Origin of the sequence: Enterococcus sp. DIV0421 (assembly GCF_051713745.1) — a bacterium.
GTDB classification, from domain to species: Bacteria; Bacillota; Bacilli; order Lactobacillales; family Enterococcaceae; genus Enterococcus_D; species Enterococcus_D casseliflavus.
This window is the reverse complement of sequence record NZ_JBIOQM010000001.1, coordinates 1,822,919-1,837,966: the sequence shown is the minus strand read 5'-3', so window position 1 is coordinate 1,837,966 and position 15,048 is coordinate 1,822,919. Positions and strand designations below refer to the sequence as shown.

Annotated in this window: 16 protein-coding genes; 5 read left to right on the top strand and 11 right to left on the bottom strand. The window is 42.6% G+C overall.

Going from position 1 to position 15,048, the window contains the following annotated elements:
• Positions 1 to 12 precede the first annotated feature (12 nt).
• The 6 genes from rplB to thiD all read right to left on the bottom strand — a co-directional run bounded on the left by rplB (position 13) and on the right by thiD (position 3,964).
• A complete protein-coding gene (gene rplB, locus IGI96_RS08915; RefSeq protein ID WP_005226912.1) occupies positions 13 to 846 on the bottom strand; it encodes a 50S ribosomal protein L2 in 834 nt (277 codons plus the stop codon).
• Between the two features lie 39 nt (positions 847 to 885).
• Positions 886 to 1,179, bottom strand: coding sequence for a 50S ribosomal protein L23 (locus tag IGI96_RS08910; protein WP_005226911.1), 294 nt, complete (start codon positions 1,177 to 1,179; stop codon positions 886 to 888).
• Positions 1,179 to 1,802, bottom strand: coding sequence for a 50S ribosomal protein L4 (gene rplD, locus IGI96_RS08905; RefSeq protein ID WP_005226910.1), 624 nt, complete (start codon positions 1,800 to 1,802; stop codon positions 1,179 to 1,181). Before rplD ends, IGI96_RS08910 begins: the two co-directional genes overlap by 1 nt.
• Before the next feature lie 29 nt (positions 1,803 to 1,831).
• Positions 1,832 to 2,461, bottom strand: a complete 630-nt coding sequence (rplC, locus tag IGI96_RS08900; RefSeq protein WP_003127967.1) for a 50S ribosomal protein L3 — start codon at positions 2,459 to 2,461, stop codon at positions 1,832 to 1,834.
• Between the two features lie 22 nt (positions 2,462 to 2,483).
• Positions 2,484 to 2,792 carry a 30S ribosomal protein S10 gene (rpsJ, locus tag IGI96_RS08895; protein WP_003127966.1) on the bottom strand — a complete coding sequence of 103 codons (309 nt, stop codon included), beginning with the start codon at positions 2,790 to 2,792 and terminating at the stop codon, positions 2,484 to 2,486.
• Positions 2,793 to 3,133: 341 nt separating this feature from the next.
• The gene (gene thiD / locus IGI96_RS08890; RefSeq protein ID WP_010748615.1) at positions 3,134 to 3,964 is read right to left on the bottom strand and encodes a bifunctional hydroxymethylpyrimidine kinase/phosphomethylpyrimidine kinase; all 831 of its coding nucleotides are present in this window, start codon (positions 3,962 to 3,964) and stop codon (positions 3,134 to 3,136) included.
• 107 nt (positions 3,965 to 4,071) lie between these two features.
• Between thiD and IGI96_RS08885 the strand changes: the two genes are divergently transcribed.
• On the top strand, positions 4,072 to 5,517 hold the full coding sequence (locus tag IGI96_RS08885) for a PLP-dependent aminotransferase family protein (RefSeq protein ID WP_086338944.1): 1,446 nt from the start codon (positions 4,072 to 4,074) through the stop codon (positions 5,515 to 5,517).
• On the top strand, positions 5,501 to 6,226 hold the full coding sequence (locus IGI96_RS08880) for a nitroreductase family protein (RefSeq protein WP_086338943.1): 726 nt from the start codon (positions 5,501 to 5,503) through the stop codon (positions 6,224 to 6,226). The genes IGI96_RS08885 and IGI96_RS08880 overlap by 17 nt, the downstream gene beginning before the upstream one ends.
• A gap of 128 nt (positions 6,227 to 6,354) precedes the next feature.
• Here IGI96_RS08880 and tuf read toward each other — a convergent pair whose 3' ends face one another.
• The 4 genes from tuf to rpsL form a co-directional block, all read right to left on the bottom strand.
• On the bottom strand, positions 6,355 to 7,542 hold the full coding sequence (gene tuf, locus IGI96_RS08875; RefSeq protein ID WP_005226902.1) for an elongation factor Tu: 1,188 nt from the start codon (positions 7,540 to 7,542) through the stop codon (positions 6,355 to 6,357).
• Positions 7,543 to 7,690: 148 nt separating this feature from the next.
• Positions 7,691 to 9,775, bottom strand: coding sequence for an elongation factor G (fusA, locus tag IGI96_RS08870; protein WP_005226900.1), 2,085 nt, complete (start codon positions 9,773 to 9,775; stop codon positions 7,691 to 7,693).
• A gap of 80 nt (positions 9,776 to 9,855) precedes the next feature.
• The gene (gene rpsG / locus IGI96_RS08865; RefSeq protein ID WP_003127957.1) at positions 9,856 to 10,326 is read right to left on the bottom strand and encodes a 30S ribosomal protein S7; all 471 of its coding nucleotides are present in this window, start codon (positions 10,324 to 10,326) and stop codon (positions 9,856 to 9,858) included.
• Between the two features lie 70 nt (positions 10,327 to 10,396).
• Positions 10,397 to 10,810: a 30S ribosomal protein S12 gene (rpsL, locus tag IGI96_RS08860; RefSeq protein WP_003127956.1), complete on the bottom strand. Its 414-nt coding sequence runs from the start codon at positions 10,808 to 10,810 to the stop codon at positions 10,397 to 10,399.
• Positions 10,811 to 11,114: 304 nt separating this feature from the next.
• Between rpsL and rpiA the strand changes: the two genes are divergently transcribed.
• From rpiA to gpmA, 3 genes are all read left to right on the top strand, one after another.
• Positions 11,115 to 11,789, top strand: a complete 675-nt coding sequence (gene rpiA / locus IGI96_RS08855; RefSeq protein ID WP_005226875.1) for a ribose-5-phosphate isomerase RpiA — start codon at positions 11,115 to 11,117, stop codon at positions 11,787 to 11,789.
• A 150-nt stretch (positions 11,790 to 11,939) separates the two neighbouring features.
• Positions 11,940 to 12,521, top strand: coding sequence for a recombinase family protein (locus IGI96_RS08850; protein WP_005226873.1), 582 nt, complete (start codon positions 11,940 to 11,942; stop codon positions 12,519 to 12,521).
• Between the two features lie 194 nt (positions 12,522 to 12,715).
• The gene (gpmA, locus tag IGI96_RS08845; RefSeq protein WP_005226871.1) at positions 12,716 to 13,402 is read left to right on the top strand and encodes a 2,3-diphosphoglycerate-dependent phosphoglycerate mutase; all 687 of its coding nucleotides are present in this window, start codon (positions 12,716 to 12,718) and stop codon (positions 13,400 to 13,402) included.
• 200 nt (positions 13,403 to 13,602) lie between these two features.
• Here the strand turns inward: gpmA and IGI96_RS08840 are convergent, their stop codons facing one another.
• Positions 13,603 to 14,799 carry an IS110 family transposase gene (locus tag IGI96_RS08840; protein WP_077454773.1) on the bottom strand — a complete coding sequence of 399 codons (1,197 nt, stop codon included), beginning with the start codon at positions 14,797 to 14,799 and terminating at the stop codon, positions 13,603 to 13,605.
• Positions 14,800 to 15,048 lie beyond the last annotated feature (249 nt).

The following is a 15,048-nucleotide window of genomic DNA, read 5'->3' as shown; positions in this document are numbered from 1 at the left end:
CGGTCAAGTATATTACTTAGTTTTACGACGACGAACGATAAGTTTGTCTGATTTTGCTTTTTTGTTACGTGTTTTGTAACCAAGTGCAGGTTGTCCCCAAGGAGAAACTGGTGCTTTACGTCCGATTGGTGCTTTACCTTCACCACCACCGTGTGGGTGATCATTAGGGTTCATTACGCTACCACGTACAGTTGGGCGTTTGCGCATCCAACGAGAACGACCGGCTTTACCGATGTTGATCAATTCGTGTTGTTCATTACCAACAGAACCGATTGTTGCACGACATGATGCTAAGATCATCCGTACTTCACCAGAGTTCAAGCGGATCAATACGTATTTGCCTTCTTTACCAAGTACTTGAGCACTTGTTCCAGCTGAACGAATCAATTGTCCACCTTTACCAGGTTTCATTTCGATGTTGTGGATAACAGTACCGACTGGAATGTTTTCTAGTGGTAATGCATTCCCTACTTTAATATCTGCATCTGGACCAGAAACGACAGTCATGCCAACTTCTAATCCTTTAGGTGCTAAGATGTATGCTTTTACTCCATCCTCGTAATGTACTAACGCAATGTTAGCAGAACGGTTTGGATCATATTCAATCGTTTTAACCGTAGCAACGACGTTGTCTTTGTTACGTTTGAAATCGATCAAACGGTATTGACGTTTGTGACCGCCACCTTGATGACGAACCGTGATACGTCCGTTGTTGTTACGACCAGCATTGTTTTTCAAAGGAGCTAACAATGTTTTTTCTGGTGTTGAAGTTGTGATTTCAGCGAAATCAGAACTTGTCATATTACGACGGCCGTTCGTGGTAGGTTTGTACTTTTTAATCGCCACGTCTTTTTCCCTCCCATGTAAAGTTTATGCGTGAGTTGCTTATTCAGCAGCTTCGAAAATTTGGATTTCTTTAGAATCTTCAGTTAAAGTCACAACAGCTTTGCGACGTTTTTTTGTATATCCTGCATATTTACCCATGCGTTTGAATTTCGGACGAACGTTGATGATGTTCACGTTTGCCACTTTCACTCCGTCAAAGGCAGCTTCTACAGCTTGTTTTACTAAAGTTTTGTTAGCTTTTGTGTCCACTTCAAAAGTGTATTTCTTGTCATCCATGGCAAGCATTGATTTTTCAGTGATCACTGGGCGTTTAATAACGTCTAGTAAGTTCATTATGCAAGCACCTCCTCGATCTGAGTAAGAGCAGTTTGTGTCACTAACATTTTGTCGTTAGAAACGATGTCTAAAACACTAATGTTATCAGCAGTAACTACAGAAACTTTTGGCAAGTTGCGCGCAGATAAAGCGGCAAAGTCGTTTTCAGATTCTAAAACTACCAATACTTTAGAGTCAATTGTCAAGTTAGCTAAAACTTGTTTGAATTCTTTTGTTTTTGGAGCATCAAAGCTTAATCCTTCTACTGCTACCAAGTTATTTGAAGCAACTTTTTCTGACAATACAGATTTCATTGCTAAGCGACGAACTTTTTTAGGAAGTTTGTAGCTGTATGAACGTGGTGTTGGTCCGAAGACTACGCCACCTCCACGCCATTGTGGTGAACGGATTGAACCTTGACGGGCACGTCCAGTTCCTTTTTGGCGCCATGGTTTACGGCCACCGCCACGAACGGCACTGCGGTTTTTCACAGCGTGTGTTCCTTGTCTTAATGAAGCGCGTTGCATGATGATTGCATCATAGACAACTGATTCATTTGGTTCGATTCCGAAGATTTCTTCGTTCAATGTAATTTCGCCATTTTGGCTTCCATCTTGTTTGAATAATGCTACATTCGGCATTCCTTAGTTCCTCCTTTCTTCCTATCTACTTATTTAGCTTTCACAGCTGATTTGATTGTAATCAATGATTTTTTCGCGCCAGGTACATTACCTTTGATCAAGATAACGTTGCGTTCTGCGTCTACGCGTACGATTTCCAAGTTTTGGATCGTGATGCGATTTCCGCCCATACGTCCAGCAAGACGTTTGTTTTTGAATACACGGTTAGGTGCAACTGGACCCATTGATCCAGGACGACGGTGGTAACGAGAACCGTGAGCCATTGGTCCGCGGCTTTGTCCGTGACGTTTGATAACGCCTTGGAATCCTTTACCTTTCGAAGTGCCGGTTACATCGATGATGTCTCCTGCTTCAAAAATATCAACTTTGATTTCTGATCCTACTTCTAAGCCCTCTAGCTCTACATTCTTGAATTCGCGAATGAAGCGCTTAGGAGCCGTGTTTGCTTTTGCAACATGACCTTTCGCAGGTTTGTTAGACAAAACTTCACGCATATCTTGGTAGCCGACTTGAATTGCTTCGTAGCCGTCATTTTCGATTGTTTTCACTTGTAGCACTACGTTTGGTGTAGCTTCTACTACAGTTACTGGAATCAATTCGCCAGATTCAGTGAAGATTTGAGTCATTCCCACTTTTTTCCCTAAGATTCCTTTGGTCATGATTACACCTCCATCTTAATTATTATAGTTTGATTTCGATATTAACACCGCTTGGCAAGTCTAGCTTCATTAAAGCATCAACAGTTTTTGGTGTTGGATTCACAATGTCGATTAGACGTTTGTGTGTACGCATTTCGAATTGTTCGCGTGAATCTTTGTATTTGTGCGTCGCACGGATGATCGTGTACAAGCTGCGTTCAGTTGGTAATGGAATTGGACCAGATACGCCAGCTCCAGTTCTCTTTGCAGTTTCTACGATTTTATCCGCTGATTGATCTAAAATACGATGTTCATACGCTTTTAAACGGATACGAATTTTTTGTTTTGCCATTGTTTTCCCTCCTTCGCCTATTTTGAAAAGTAGACATAGCTCCACGAAAATTTTCCGTCACGCTCGTCCATGGCAAAGCGTCCGGGCGTGTCGCAACCTCTCGTTTCGTAGCCGGCAGAAAATTTCTTTGCTGCCAGTGTGACTTACGTATTTACGTAAACAGCACCTTTATGATTATATTACGGATAAACATTGATTGCAAGCTTTTTTTATGGAAAAACCGGGATTCTTTTGCATTTCTTTCAGAAAATTTTCTTTTGGTTTCGTAACACAAAAAAAGAAGCGTTGACCGCTTCTTTCAAGCACTTCTTCATTTCCCATTTATTATAGAAGAAAACCTGCTATTGCGGCGCTTCCTCCTGCATACGGTCTTGGGCGTGAGTATAGGCACCATGCCACACATGACCCACATAAGGATTGATCACCACTCCTTCTTTGATTGCCGCTGTGACAAAGGCTTTCGCTAACCGAACGCTTTCCACGACGGGTTTGCCTTTTGCAAGACCCGCAGCGATCGCTGCTGAAAAGGTGCAGCCTGCCCCGTGATTGAAATCGGTAGCGATTTTTTCACTTTCTAACAAGAGGAAGGATTGCCCATCATAAACGAGGTCAATGGCTTTTGCTCCTGGCAAGCGATGCCCCCCTTTGATCACGACGTATTTAGCACCTAATTCATGGATTTTTTCAGCAGCTTGCTTCATGGCCTCCACACTCGTCAAATCACCCAAACCTGAAAGAATCCCCGCTTCTACTAAATTGGGGGTGACAACATCTGCTAACGGCAACAAATGCGTGATGATGGCATCGACGCTTTTTGGCTGTAAGATTTCTGCAGTCCCTTTGCAAGCAATGACAGGATCGATCACCACATTTTTGACTTGCTGCTGTTGGATCATCTGCGCAGCTTGGACAATATTGTCTTCATTGCCTAACATGCCCGTTTTTAGAGCATCCATCGGATCACCTGCAAAAGCAGAGATCATTTGTTTTTCGACAAGCGCTGTTTCCATCGCCGTTACTTCATGGCTCCAACCTGCTTGTGGGTCCATCGTGACGATCGAAGCGATCGTGGCAAAACCAAAGACACCATATTCCTGAAATGTTTTTAAATCTGCTTCGATACCGGCACCTCCGGTTGAATCCGACCCAGCAATTGATAGGACTTTTTCCATCTTCCTCATCTCCTTGTGCTTTTTGCTAAGTATAGTCAATCTTCCCCTTGACGAAAAGAGCCATTTGGCTTATTTTTAAACCATCCAATTGAAAAAGGTGGTGCAGGATGGCTTCATCAAGTATCGACAAACAGAAGAAACAACCGATTTACCAGCAGATCGTGACTCATTTTATCGAAGAGATCCAAGCGGGAATCTATGGACCTGGGGATCGTTTGCCACCAGAGCGCAGTCTCGCCCAGACTTTTGGCGTCAATCGTTCCACCGTCGTCAAAGCGTTAGATGAATTGAAAAGCTTAGGATGGATCGAACGAAAACAAGGCAGCGGCTCTCGTGTATTGGAAGGTCGTTGGGGGAACCGCCAAACGCCACTTTCTTATTTGCGCTCGTCTTTAAGCAGCCCTTATCTGCAGCAAGACCCTTACGTTCAACAGATTCAGCATTTGCGCACTGAGAAGGATGTGCTGGATCTGTACACAGGTGATCTACCTGCCGATCTGATCCCCGATTTCACGTTTCCTGCCTTTACCTGGGAAGAGATTCGCAAAGAAAGCACCAAAGTATTACCGACGGGTTATGAACCTTTGCAAGAAATCTTATTGCAGCACCTTGCTGATTCCTTCAATTTGCCCACCAACGGACAAAAACTAGTGATCACTGCTGGATCGACACAAGGAATCACCTTGCTAATGCAAGTCTTATTGCATGCGGGGGATTGTATCGCGACAGAGGACCCTTCTTTCTTGTTCTCTCTCCCCTTGTTTTCCACGATGAATGTCCAGTTGATCGGGATCAAGCAAGATAGCGAAGGAATGCGGCCTGCGACATTGGAAAAAGTGTTGAAGGAAAAGAAGATCAAATTCGTCTATCTGAATCCTACCTTCCAAAATCCAACGGGACATACTATGAGTGACCATCGGCGCCAAGCGATCATCCGCCTTTGCCAGACCTACCAAGTACCGATCATAGAAGACGATGTTTTTAGCGAGTTGGCTTTTGAGAAAGTACCACCCAAGCTAAAATCCATGGCTCCCGAAACCGTCATTTATTTAGGCTCGCTTTCAAAATTACTAGGATCATCCATCAAAATCGGCTGGCTTTTGGTGCCAGAAGCGTTAGCCGACCAATTTGCCCAAGCGAAAAAACGGATGGCGATCGATACCACGATCTTCCCGCAAGTCCTTGCCAACATCGCCTTACGCTCCTCTGATTACCACCAGCAGCAGCGGACACTGCTTGCAGAAATGGCCCAGCGCCAGCAAGACTTACTCCAACTCTTGCAGGCATTTCAGGAGGATTGGCAATGGCAGTCGACGAAAGGTGGTCTTTACCTGTGGTTGACTTGGCGTCACCGCACATTGACTCGCAAAGATTGGTCACTCTTTTTGGCGAACGATTGCTTAGTAGCACCTGCGTTTCTTTTCAGTAACGATACGAATGGCTTGCGTTTGAACTATACCCGCTTAGCCAAAGATGATTTACCGCTATTTCAAGAACGATTCACAAAAATCACCCAACAGTTAAAGGAGCAAACCTATGAACGAAACCATTGAGCTTTTGCACAATCACCGCACTTACCGACAATTTGACCCTGACTACCGCTTGAGCCAAGAGGAAGTAACCGCGATTTTGACTGCGGCTCGTCAAGCACCTAGCTGGATGAACGGGCAAGCCTATTCGATCTTAGTGATCGACGACCCGCAGATTCGCCAACAAATGGTCGAATGGAATCCTGGCAATCCTCATATCGCAGCAAGTTCACTCTTTCTGCTATTTTTAGCTGATTTAAATCGAACCAAAAAAGTTGCTGACGAAAAACAGACCCCCTATCCAATCGATGAGGGCTATCAGCCACTATTGATCGCCACCACTGATGCCAGCATCGCTTTGCAATCTGGTGCGATCGCTGCTGAATCACTGGGCTTAGGCACCGTCATTTCTGGCAGCGTCCGCAAAGACAGCGCCAAAATCGCTGAATTGTTGCACTTACCAGAATATGTCTATCCTGTGGCTGGCTTGAGCATTGGTAAACCAATCGTAGAAATGAAGGTCAAACCTCGCTTGCCAGAAGAAGCGGTCATTCATTACAATCACTACCAGAACTATTCTTATGAGGCGATCGAAGCGTACGATCAAACGATGACTGCTTTTGGAGAAGCCCGCGAGACCAAACCATGGTCAGAAAAATTCGCTGGCTTTTACAGCAATCGTCCTGACCAAGGATTTGACGCCTTCTTGAAGAAGCAAAATCTAATAAAATAAAAAGCACCGCTCTCTTTAGCTTCGATGAACCGTAACGGATTCATCCACGCTAGAGAGAGCGGCTTTTTTTCTACAAGAGTCAAAAAAAGAGCAAAAGCGCGTACGCTTTTGCTCTTCGATCAATCAAATTAAGCTTGGATTGAAGTTACAACGCCTGAACCAACAGTACGTCCGCCTTCACGAATTGAGAAACGAGTTCCGTCTTCGATAGCGATTGGGTGGATCAATTCAACGTCGATTGTTACGTTATCACCAGGCATAACCATTTCAGTTCCTTCTGGTAATTCAACAACACCAGTTACGTCAGTTGTACGGAAGTAGAACTGAGGACGGTAGTTAGTGAAGAATGGTGTATGACGTCCACCTTCTTCTTTTGTTAAAACGTAAACTTCAGCTTTAAATTTTGTATGAGGTGTGATTGTACCAGCTTTAGCCAATACTTGTCCACGTTGGATGTCTTCACGAGCAACACCACGTAGCAATGCACCAATGTTATCCCCTGCTTCAGCATAGTCTAACAATTTACGGAACATTTCAACACCAGTTACAGTTGTTTTAGCAGTTTCTTCAGCAATACCAACGATTTCAACTTCGTCACCAACGCGAACTTGTCCACGTTCAACACGGCCTGTAGCAACAGTACCACGTCCAGTGATTGAGAATACGTCTTCGACTGGCATCATGAATGGTTTGTCAGTGTCACGTTCTGGAGTTGGAACGTATTCGTCAACTGCAGCCATTAATTCCATGATTTTTTCTTCGTATGAAGCATCGCCTTCAAGAGCTTTCAAAGCAGAACCAGCGATTACAGGAACATCGTCGCCTGGGAAGTCATATTCTGACAATAAGTCACGAACTTCCATTTCAACTAATTCTAGTAATTCTTCGTCATCAACCATATCCATTTTGTTTAAGAAAACAACGATGTATGGTACACCAACGTTACGTGATAACAAGATGTGTTCACGTGTTTGAGGCATAGGACCATCAGCAGCAGATACTACTAAGATCGCGCCGTCCATTTGAGCAGCACCAGTGATCATGTTTTTAACGTAGTCCGCGTGTCCTGGGCAGTCAACGTGAGCATAGTGACGTGCTTCAGTTTCGTACTCAACGTGAGCAGTTGAGATAGTGATTCCGCGTTCGCGTTCTTCTGGAGCGCCATCGATTTGGTCGTAAGCTGAAGCTTGAGCCAAACCTTTTTTAGATAATACAGTTGTGATAGCAGCTGTAAGTGTAGTTTTACCATGGTCAACGTGTCCGATCGTACCAATGTTTACGTGGGGTTTAGAACGGTCAAATTTTTCTTTTGCCATTTTAAAATGTTCCTCCTAAAAATGCAGTTTATTTTTTATATTTGATAGGTAGGGAGCCGCAGCTCCCCATCCCTTATCATCGATAATATTGTACACGAAACTCAGAAAAAAATATAGCTTTTTACTTAATTTCCTATACTTCCATCAATTATTCAGCTTTGCCGCCGTTTTTCTTGATGATTTCTTCTTGAACAGATTTAGGTACATCTTCATAGTGATCAAATGTCATCATGAACGTACCGCGACCTTGTGTTGATGAACGAAGTGTTGTTGCGTAACCGAACATTTCAGCTAATGGCACGATTGCGTTCACGATTTGTGAGTTACCGTGTGCTTCCATTCCTTCTACGCGTCCACGACGAGCAGTTACGTGACCCATAACATCGCCTAAGTAATCTTCTGGTACAGTGATAACTACTTTCATCATTGGTTCAAGAATTACTGGGTTTGCTTTCTTCGCTGCAGCACGTAAAGCCATAGAAGCTGCAACACGGAAGGCAGTTTCACTTGAATCGACATCATGGTATGAACCATCATAAAGTTTTGCTTTGATGTCTACTAATGGGTAACCGGCTAAGACACCGTTCGCCATTGAGTCTTCAAGTCCTTTTTCAACTGCTGGGATGTATTCACGAGGAACCACACCACCGACAATCGCGTTTTCGAATTCGAAGCCTTTACCTTCTTCGTTTGGTGTAAATTCGACCCATACGTGACCGTATTGACCTTTACCACCAGACTGACGTACAAATTTACCTTCCGCTTGTGTTGCTGCACGGAATGTTTCACGATAAGAAACTTGAGGCGCACCTACGTTTGCTTCAACTTTAAATTCGCGACGCATACGGTCAACTAAGACGTCCAAGTGAAGTTCTCCCATACCAGCGATAACAGTTTCGCCTGTTTCAGCGTTTGTTTCCACACGGAATGATGGATCTTCTTCAGCAAGTTTTTGTAAAGCAACCCCCATTTTATCTTGGTCAGCTTTTGATTTAGGCTCAACAGCGACTTCGATAACTGGTTCTGGGAATTCGATTGATTCAAGGATTACTGGTGATTTTTCATCACATAGTGTATCCCCAGTTGTTGTGTCTTTCAAACCAACAGCAGCGGCGATATCGCCTGAGTATACTGTTTGGATTTCAGCACGAGTGTTGGCGTGCATTTGTAGGATACGACCGATACGTTCGCGTTTGCCTTTTGAAGCATTCAATACGTATGATCCAGAGTTCAAGATACCTGAATACACACGGAAGAATGTCAAACGACCTACGAATGGGTCAGTCATTACTTTAAATGCTAATGAAGCAAATGGTGCTTCATCGTCAGCCGGACGATCAGTTTCTTCGTCTGTTTTAGGATTGATCCCTTTAATCGCAGGAACATCAAGTGGTGAAGGCAAGTAGTCGATGACTGCATCCAACATCAATTGAACCCCTTTGTTTTTAAAGGCAGATCCGCAAAGAACAGGGAAAAAGTCAACAGTCAATGTTGCTTGACGAATACCAGCTTTCAATTCTTCTTCAGTGATTTCTTCACCTTCCAAGAATTTCATCATTAGTTCTTCATCAGTATCAGCAACAGCTTCGATTAATTTTTCGCGCCATTCTTCAGCTAATTCTACGTATTCTTCAGGAATTTCAGTCTCTTGGATTTCAGTTCCTAAGTCATTTGTGTAGATTTCAGCTTTCATTTTTACTAAGTCGATAATACCAGTAAAGTCATCTTCCGCACCAATTGGTAATTGGATTGGGTGAGCATTTGCTTGTAAACGATCATGTAAAGTTGATACAGAGTATAAGAAGTCTGCACCAATTTTGTCCATTTTGTTACAGAATACAACACGCGGTACGCGGTAATCTGTCGCTTGACGCCAAACTGTTTCTGTTTGAGGTTCTACACCTGATTGTGAGTCCAACACAGTTACAGCACCATCAAGTACACGCAATGAACGTTGCACTTCGATTGTGAAGTCCACGTGTCCTGGTGTGTCGATGATATTTACGCGGTTTTCTTTCCATTGCGCAGTTGTCGCAGCAGAAGTGATTGTGATCCCACGTTCTTGTTCTTGTTCCATCCAGTCCATTTGAGAAGCACCTTCATGTGTTTCACCAATTTTATGGATTTTACCTGTGTAATAAAGGATACGTTCAGTTGTCGTTGTTTTACCAGCGTCAACGTGGGCCATGATCCCGATATTACGAGTTTTTTCTAGCGAAAATTCTCTTGCCATTCTAGGTTGTTCCCCTCTCATTCTTACTTAACTTAAGCTAAGGTTGTCTCAGTACCTTCCAATAAAAAGCAGTGAGGATCTTACCAACGATAGTGAGCAAATGCGCGGTTGGCTTCCGCCATTTTGTGTGTGTCTTCGCGTTTTTTCACAGAAGCACCAGTGTTGTTCGCTGCATCCATGATTTCTTTTGCAAGACGTTCTTCCATTGTGTGTTCGCCACGCAAACGAGCGTAGTTTACCACCCAACGAAGACCTAGAGTTGTACGACGTTCAGGACGTACTTCTACTGGTACTTGGTAGTTAGAACCACCGACACGGCGAGCTTTAACTTCCAATACAGGCATAATGTTTTTCATTGCTTGTTCGAAAACTTCCAATGGATCATTTCCTGTAGATTCTTTGATAATGCCAAAAGCATTGTAGATAATATTTGCAGCAACACCGCGTTTACCATCAACCATTACACGGTTGATCAAACGAGTTACTAATTTTGAGTTATAAATAGGATCTGGTAAAACATCACGTTTTGCAACAGGACCTTTACGAGGCATCCGTAACTCCTCCTTCCGAGATATCAGTTCTGATTTAAATAAGATTCATTTGATCTGTTTGTCTTAAAGATTAAGCTTTAGGACGTTTTGTACCATATTTAGAACGAGATTGTTTACGATCGTTAACACCGGCAGTATCCAATGCACCACGAACGATATGGTAACGTACCCCTGGTAAGTCTTTTACACGTCCACCACGTAACAAGACCACGCTGTGTTCTTGTAAGTTGTGTCCGATACCTGGAATATAAGCTGTCACTTCAATCAAGTTTGACAAACGAACACGCGCATATTTACGTAGAGCTGAGTTCGGTTTTTTCGGTGTCATAGTTCCCACACGAGTAGCTACCCCACGCTTTTGAGGTGAGTTAACATTCGTTTGAGCTTTCTTGAAACTGTTATATCCTTTGTTCAATGCTGGTGAATTTGATTTTTCAACCTTGGATTTACGAGGTTTACGTACTAATTGATTAATTGTAGGCATCCCTAGTTGTCCTCCTTCCTTGATTCGCTTTATAGTCCCACACATCCAGGTGGTTCTTTTTTTGCGATAAAAAATAATGCATTCTCTGCATTCATATCAACTATGCTTTGATAGACAGTCAGCACGTCTCCAACGAGAGACCTGTAGATAAAGCACCTTTGATAGAATATCATGCTTATTCTTACCTGTCAAGTATCCTCCTAAGCTTTTTTCAAAAGAAATCTGTTACGAAAAAATCCGCAAATTTTGCGCTTCTTCCTATATAATAGAGACAAAGCATTTATTTAAAAAAGGCGGGAAGAAAATGAACCTAAAAGAAATGGTCGGCATTGAAGCGGCTAGTTATGTAAAAGATGGCATGGTCGTTGGCTTGGGCACTGGCTCAACAGCCTACTACATGATTGAAGAACTGGGTCGACGTGTAAAAGAAGAAGGTCTATCGATCACGGGTGTCCCAACTTCTTGGGCATCGAAAAAACAAGCAGAAGGATTAGGTATCCCGATTCGCACCATCGATGAAGTGGACGCTGTGGATCTAACGATCGACGGTGCAGATGAGATCAGCAAGGATTATCATGGCATCAAAGGCGGCGGTGCAGCCCTTTTATTCGAAAAAATCGTGGCGTCTAACTCAAAAAAAGTCTTGTGGATCGTTGATGAATCGAAAATGGTCGAAACACTTGGTGCCTTCCCGTTGCCAGTGGAAGTGATCCCTTATGGCAGCCAACAGCTGCTGCGTCTGTTCGAGAAGAAAAACTACCATCCAAAACTGCGTCTGAATGAAGAAGGCGAACCGTTAAAAACCGATTGCAGCAATTACATCATCGATCTTCATCTAGAAACGATCACCGCCCCTACTGAGTTGGCACAGGAATTAGATGCTACAGTGGGCGTGGTTGAACACGGTCTGTTTTTGGATATGGTCCATACGATCATTGTTGGATTGCCTGAAGGCCCGAGTACCAAGCACGTTAGATAAAGGAAACAAAAAAGAGGAGCAATAATGCTTCTCTTTTTTTCGTTATTTTTCTTCAATCGACTTAATTTTTATTATTTTTTGTGCAAATTACCCTATCATTTAAGAAATAATTATGATACATTCAATAAAAAGGGAAAGGTAGGAGGGTTTATGAAAATCATAGGCTATGCTCGTTCAACGATCACCGACAACTCAACAAGTGAACAATTAAACAAGCTCGAAGAATTTGGGTGTCATGAATTTTTCCATGAGACATTTAGCGTGGAAGAAAGTGAAGAAAATCATTCATTGGAGTCAGTGGTGGCACAAATGCAGCCCGGCGACACCTTAGTCGTTACGGAACTGCATCGTTTAGGGAAAACCACCAGACAACTGACCGATCTCACTGATCTATTAAAACAGCGAGAGCTTCATCTGGTTTCACTGGCAGAACAAATCGATACCCGCGGTCCGATGGGACAGGTTTACTTCAATTTAATGGAAGGACTTGCGATCATGGAACGCTCACTCATCAAAGAGCGCACGCTGGTCGGCTTAAATAAAGCCCGCAAAAAAGGCAAAATTGGCGGTCGTCCAAAAATCGATCCGAAAACGATCAAAAAAATCCGTCAATTGTACTACGAGAAAAAAGAAACGATTCAATATATTTCTGAAAAATGCGGTGTTTCTGTAGGTACATGCTATAAATACATAAAATTATCCGAAGAAGAATGGAACAAGTTACGTTCATAGTTGTCGACTCCCCCTAGAACAGCATGAAACAAAAGCGGTCCTCTTTTTAATGATCCCCTTTTGTTTTTCCTTAAGAATGGCGTTTTCCCCCAGCTTTTCCTCCAAAACCATGGAAATTCTTTGAGAAAGAGTGTACAATAAATACGGAATTGAAAATTTCAGAAAAATATCGAATATCTAAAGGAGAGTTTTACATGCCAAAATTAGTATTTTCTCGTCATGGACTAAGCGAATGGAACAAATTAAACCAGTTTACCGGTTGGGCTGATGTTGATCTAGCGCCAGAAGGTGTCGAAGAAGCAATCGAAGGCGGACGTAAAATCAAAGAAGCAGGCATCGAATTTGACGTTGCTTACACATCTGTTTTAACTCGTGCCATCAAAACTTGTAATTACATTTTAGAATATTCTGATCAACTTTGGGTACCAACGATCAAATCATGGCGCTTAAACGAACGTCATTACGGTAAATTACAAGGTTTAAATAAAAAAGAAACTGCTGAAAAATACGGTGACGAACAAGTACACATCTGGCGTCGTTCTTACGATGTTTTACCTCCATTGATGGAAGCTTCAGATGAAGGTTCTGCTGCAAACGACCGTCGTTATGCAATGCTTGACCCTCGCGACGTACCTGGTGGAGAAAACTTAAAAGTTACTTTAGAACGTGCATTGCCTTTCTGGCAAGATGAAATCGCCCCAGCATTAAAAGACGACAAAACTGTCTTAGTTGCGGCTCACGGAAACTCTCTACGTGCATTAGCAAAACATATCGAAGGTATTTCTGACGAAGATATCATGGATCTTGAGATCCCAACTGGTCAACCACTTGTTTATGAATTGAACGATGATTTGACTGTTGCGAAAAAATACTACTTATAAGCCTCGCTTATCGCTGCCCTTTTTTAAAAAAGGGCAGTTTTTTTATTGGCAATTCCTCCCCCCTCTTTTATAATTGAGGGCGTACTCGAAAGACAAACTATATTAAGTCAAGCACAAAATGAAAAGTTTGAATAACGTAGTTTTGACATTATTTGAAGGCATGACAAAGAACCCTTAGGCAAAGGGGATTTTTGAAAAGATCAGTTAACAATCATTTTCTGCTCCTCATAAGGCTTATTATCTTTCAGTAGTTGATAAATGATTCGTACCAGTTTTCGAACAACATGACTGATTGCGACATTGTAGTGTTTTCCTTCTGCTAGTTTTTTCTGGAAATAGACACGCATAGACGGAGACCAAATAGACATGAGTCTGGCGGCTTCATGCAATGCCCAGCGAAGCTGAGAGGAACCTCGTTTGACCATTCGACCAGTTTCAGTCTGATTCATTCCAGACGTAGAGATGGAAGGTTCTGCGCCTGCATAGGCAAGCAATTGATTCGGCGATCGGAAATTATTAATATCTCGAATTTCGGCGAGAATGACACTCCCTAATTTAAAACCAATGCCAGGAATCGTTAAAATAGGTGAATCGATTTCACTCATTAATCGAGCAACTTCCTTCTCGGCTTTGTCTCTCATAGTTGTAAGGTACTGAATGGCATCAATAGTTTGAAGGAGTTCAAATTCTAACGCTGGCGACTCTTGACCAATAGAGGTTTGCGCGAGTGCTTTGAGCTTGACGGCCTGTTCTTTTCCAAAGTGACCTTTTGAGTGCGTTGAAATGAGATTGGTCAACTTCGTTAAGTGTGCATTTCCTAATTTTCTAGCAGAGGGGTATTCTTTTAAGATTGCGTACACATAGGATTGGTACTTCGCAGAAGAAGAACCCAAAGAAGGTGCTAATTCTGGAAAGAGAATATCTAAAATGCGTGTGTAGTTCACTTTTTTTCGAGTACAGTCCTCTCTTAATCTAGCTGTGTGTCTGGTTAAATATTTCAGCTCAATCATTGAGGGGTTCGCACTAAATGATTGTTTATCAAGATCTGCTCGTAATTTACGAGCGATCGTCATGGCGTCTTTTTTATCGGTTTTGGTTTTTCGTAAGCTTTGATTTTTGGCAAATTCTTTAATTAAGTATGGATTATAGCTATAAGTTGGGTACCCTTGCGTCCGAAGGAAGCGTAAGATATTAAAGCAATAATGACCGGTATCTTCTAAGGCGATTTGAATCTCTTCGCCGGTTGTTTTCTGCAAATTGGCAAGCGTCATTTGAAGCTTCGTAAAGCCTTCACGATTATTTTCAATCTGAAGATGACGGATAAAAACCGTTCCTTCAGTATCAATGATCGCTAAGTCATGTTTGTGCTTGGCAATATCTATTCCAACGTACAACATAAGGACCACTCCTGACAGATAAAATTTACGCTATGCTCCACTTACTCTTTGCCTATGTAACCTTGTGATCAATCAAGCGTCACGAACAGATGTCATGCGCTAACAAACTTATTAACAATGTGACAAAGAGCTGTGGCCAGAGCCTTTCGACAACAGTATTCCAAAGGAATCTGGTGGAGGTTATACTAGTCCATAGCGTCTAGCTCAATTATAGACAAAATAACAGCTAGTTAAAACGGAATAGCTGAT

Excerpts from the sequence above, each read along its gene's own strand:
- fusA (WP_005226900.1), bottom strand. The coding sequence starts at position 9,775 with ATGGCAAGAGAATTTTCGCTAGAAAAAACTCGTAATATCGGGATCATG.
- IGI96_RS08910 (WP_005226911.1), bottom strand. The coding sequence starts at position 1,179 with ATGAACTTACTAGACGTTATTAAACGCCCAGTGATCACTGAAAAATCA.
- gpmA (WP_005226871.1), top strand. The coding sequence starts at position 12,716 with ATGCCAAAATTAGTATTTTCTCGTCATGGACTAAGCGAATGGAACAAA.
- rpsL (WP_003127956.1), bottom strand. The coding sequence starts at position 10,810 with ATGCCTACAATTAATCAATTAGTACGTAAACCTCGTAAATCCAAGGTT.
- tuf (WP_005226902.1), bottom strand. The coding sequence starts at position 7,542 with ATGGCAAAAGAAAAATTTGACCGTTCTAAACCCCACGTAAACATTGGT.
- rpiA (WP_005226875.1), top strand. The coding sequence starts at position 11,115 with ATGAACCTAAAAGAAATGGTCGGCATTGAAGCGGCTAGTTATGTAAAA.
- rpsJ (WP_003127966.1), bottom strand. The coding sequence starts at position 2,792 with ATGGCAAAACAAAAAATTCGTATCCGTTTAAAAGCGTATGAACATCGT.
- IGI96_RS08850 (WP_005226873.1), top strand. The coding sequence starts at position 11,940 with ATGAAAATCATAGGCTATGCTCGTTCAACGATCACCGACAACTCAACA.
- IGI96_RS08880 (WP_086338943.1), top strand. The coding sequence starts at position 5,501 with ATGAACGAAACCATTGAGCTTTTGCACAATCACCGCACTTACCGACAA.
- thiD (WP_010748615.1), bottom strand. The coding sequence starts at position 3,964 with ATGGAAAAAGTCCTATCAATTGCTGGGTCGGATTCAACCGGAGGTGCC.
- rpsG (WP_003127957.1), bottom strand. The coding sequence starts at position 10,326 with ATGCCTCGTAAAGGTCCTGTTGCAAAACGTGATGTTTTACCAGATCCT.
- IGI96_RS08840 (WP_077454773.1), bottom strand. The coding sequence starts at position 14,799 with ATGTTGTACGTTGGAATAGATATTGCCAAGCACAAACATGACTTAGCG.
- rplD (WP_005226910.1), bottom strand. The coding sequence starts at position 1,802 with ATGCCGAATGTAGCATTATTCAAACAAGATGGAAGCCAAAATGGCGAA.
- IGI96_RS08885 (WP_086338944.1), top strand. The coding sequence starts at position 4,072 with ATGGCTTCATCAAGTATCGACAAACAGAAGAAACAACCGATTTACCAG.
- rplC (WP_003127967.1), bottom strand. The coding sequence starts at position 2,461 with ATGACCAAAGGAATCTTAGGGAAAAAAGTGGGAATGACTCAAATCTTC.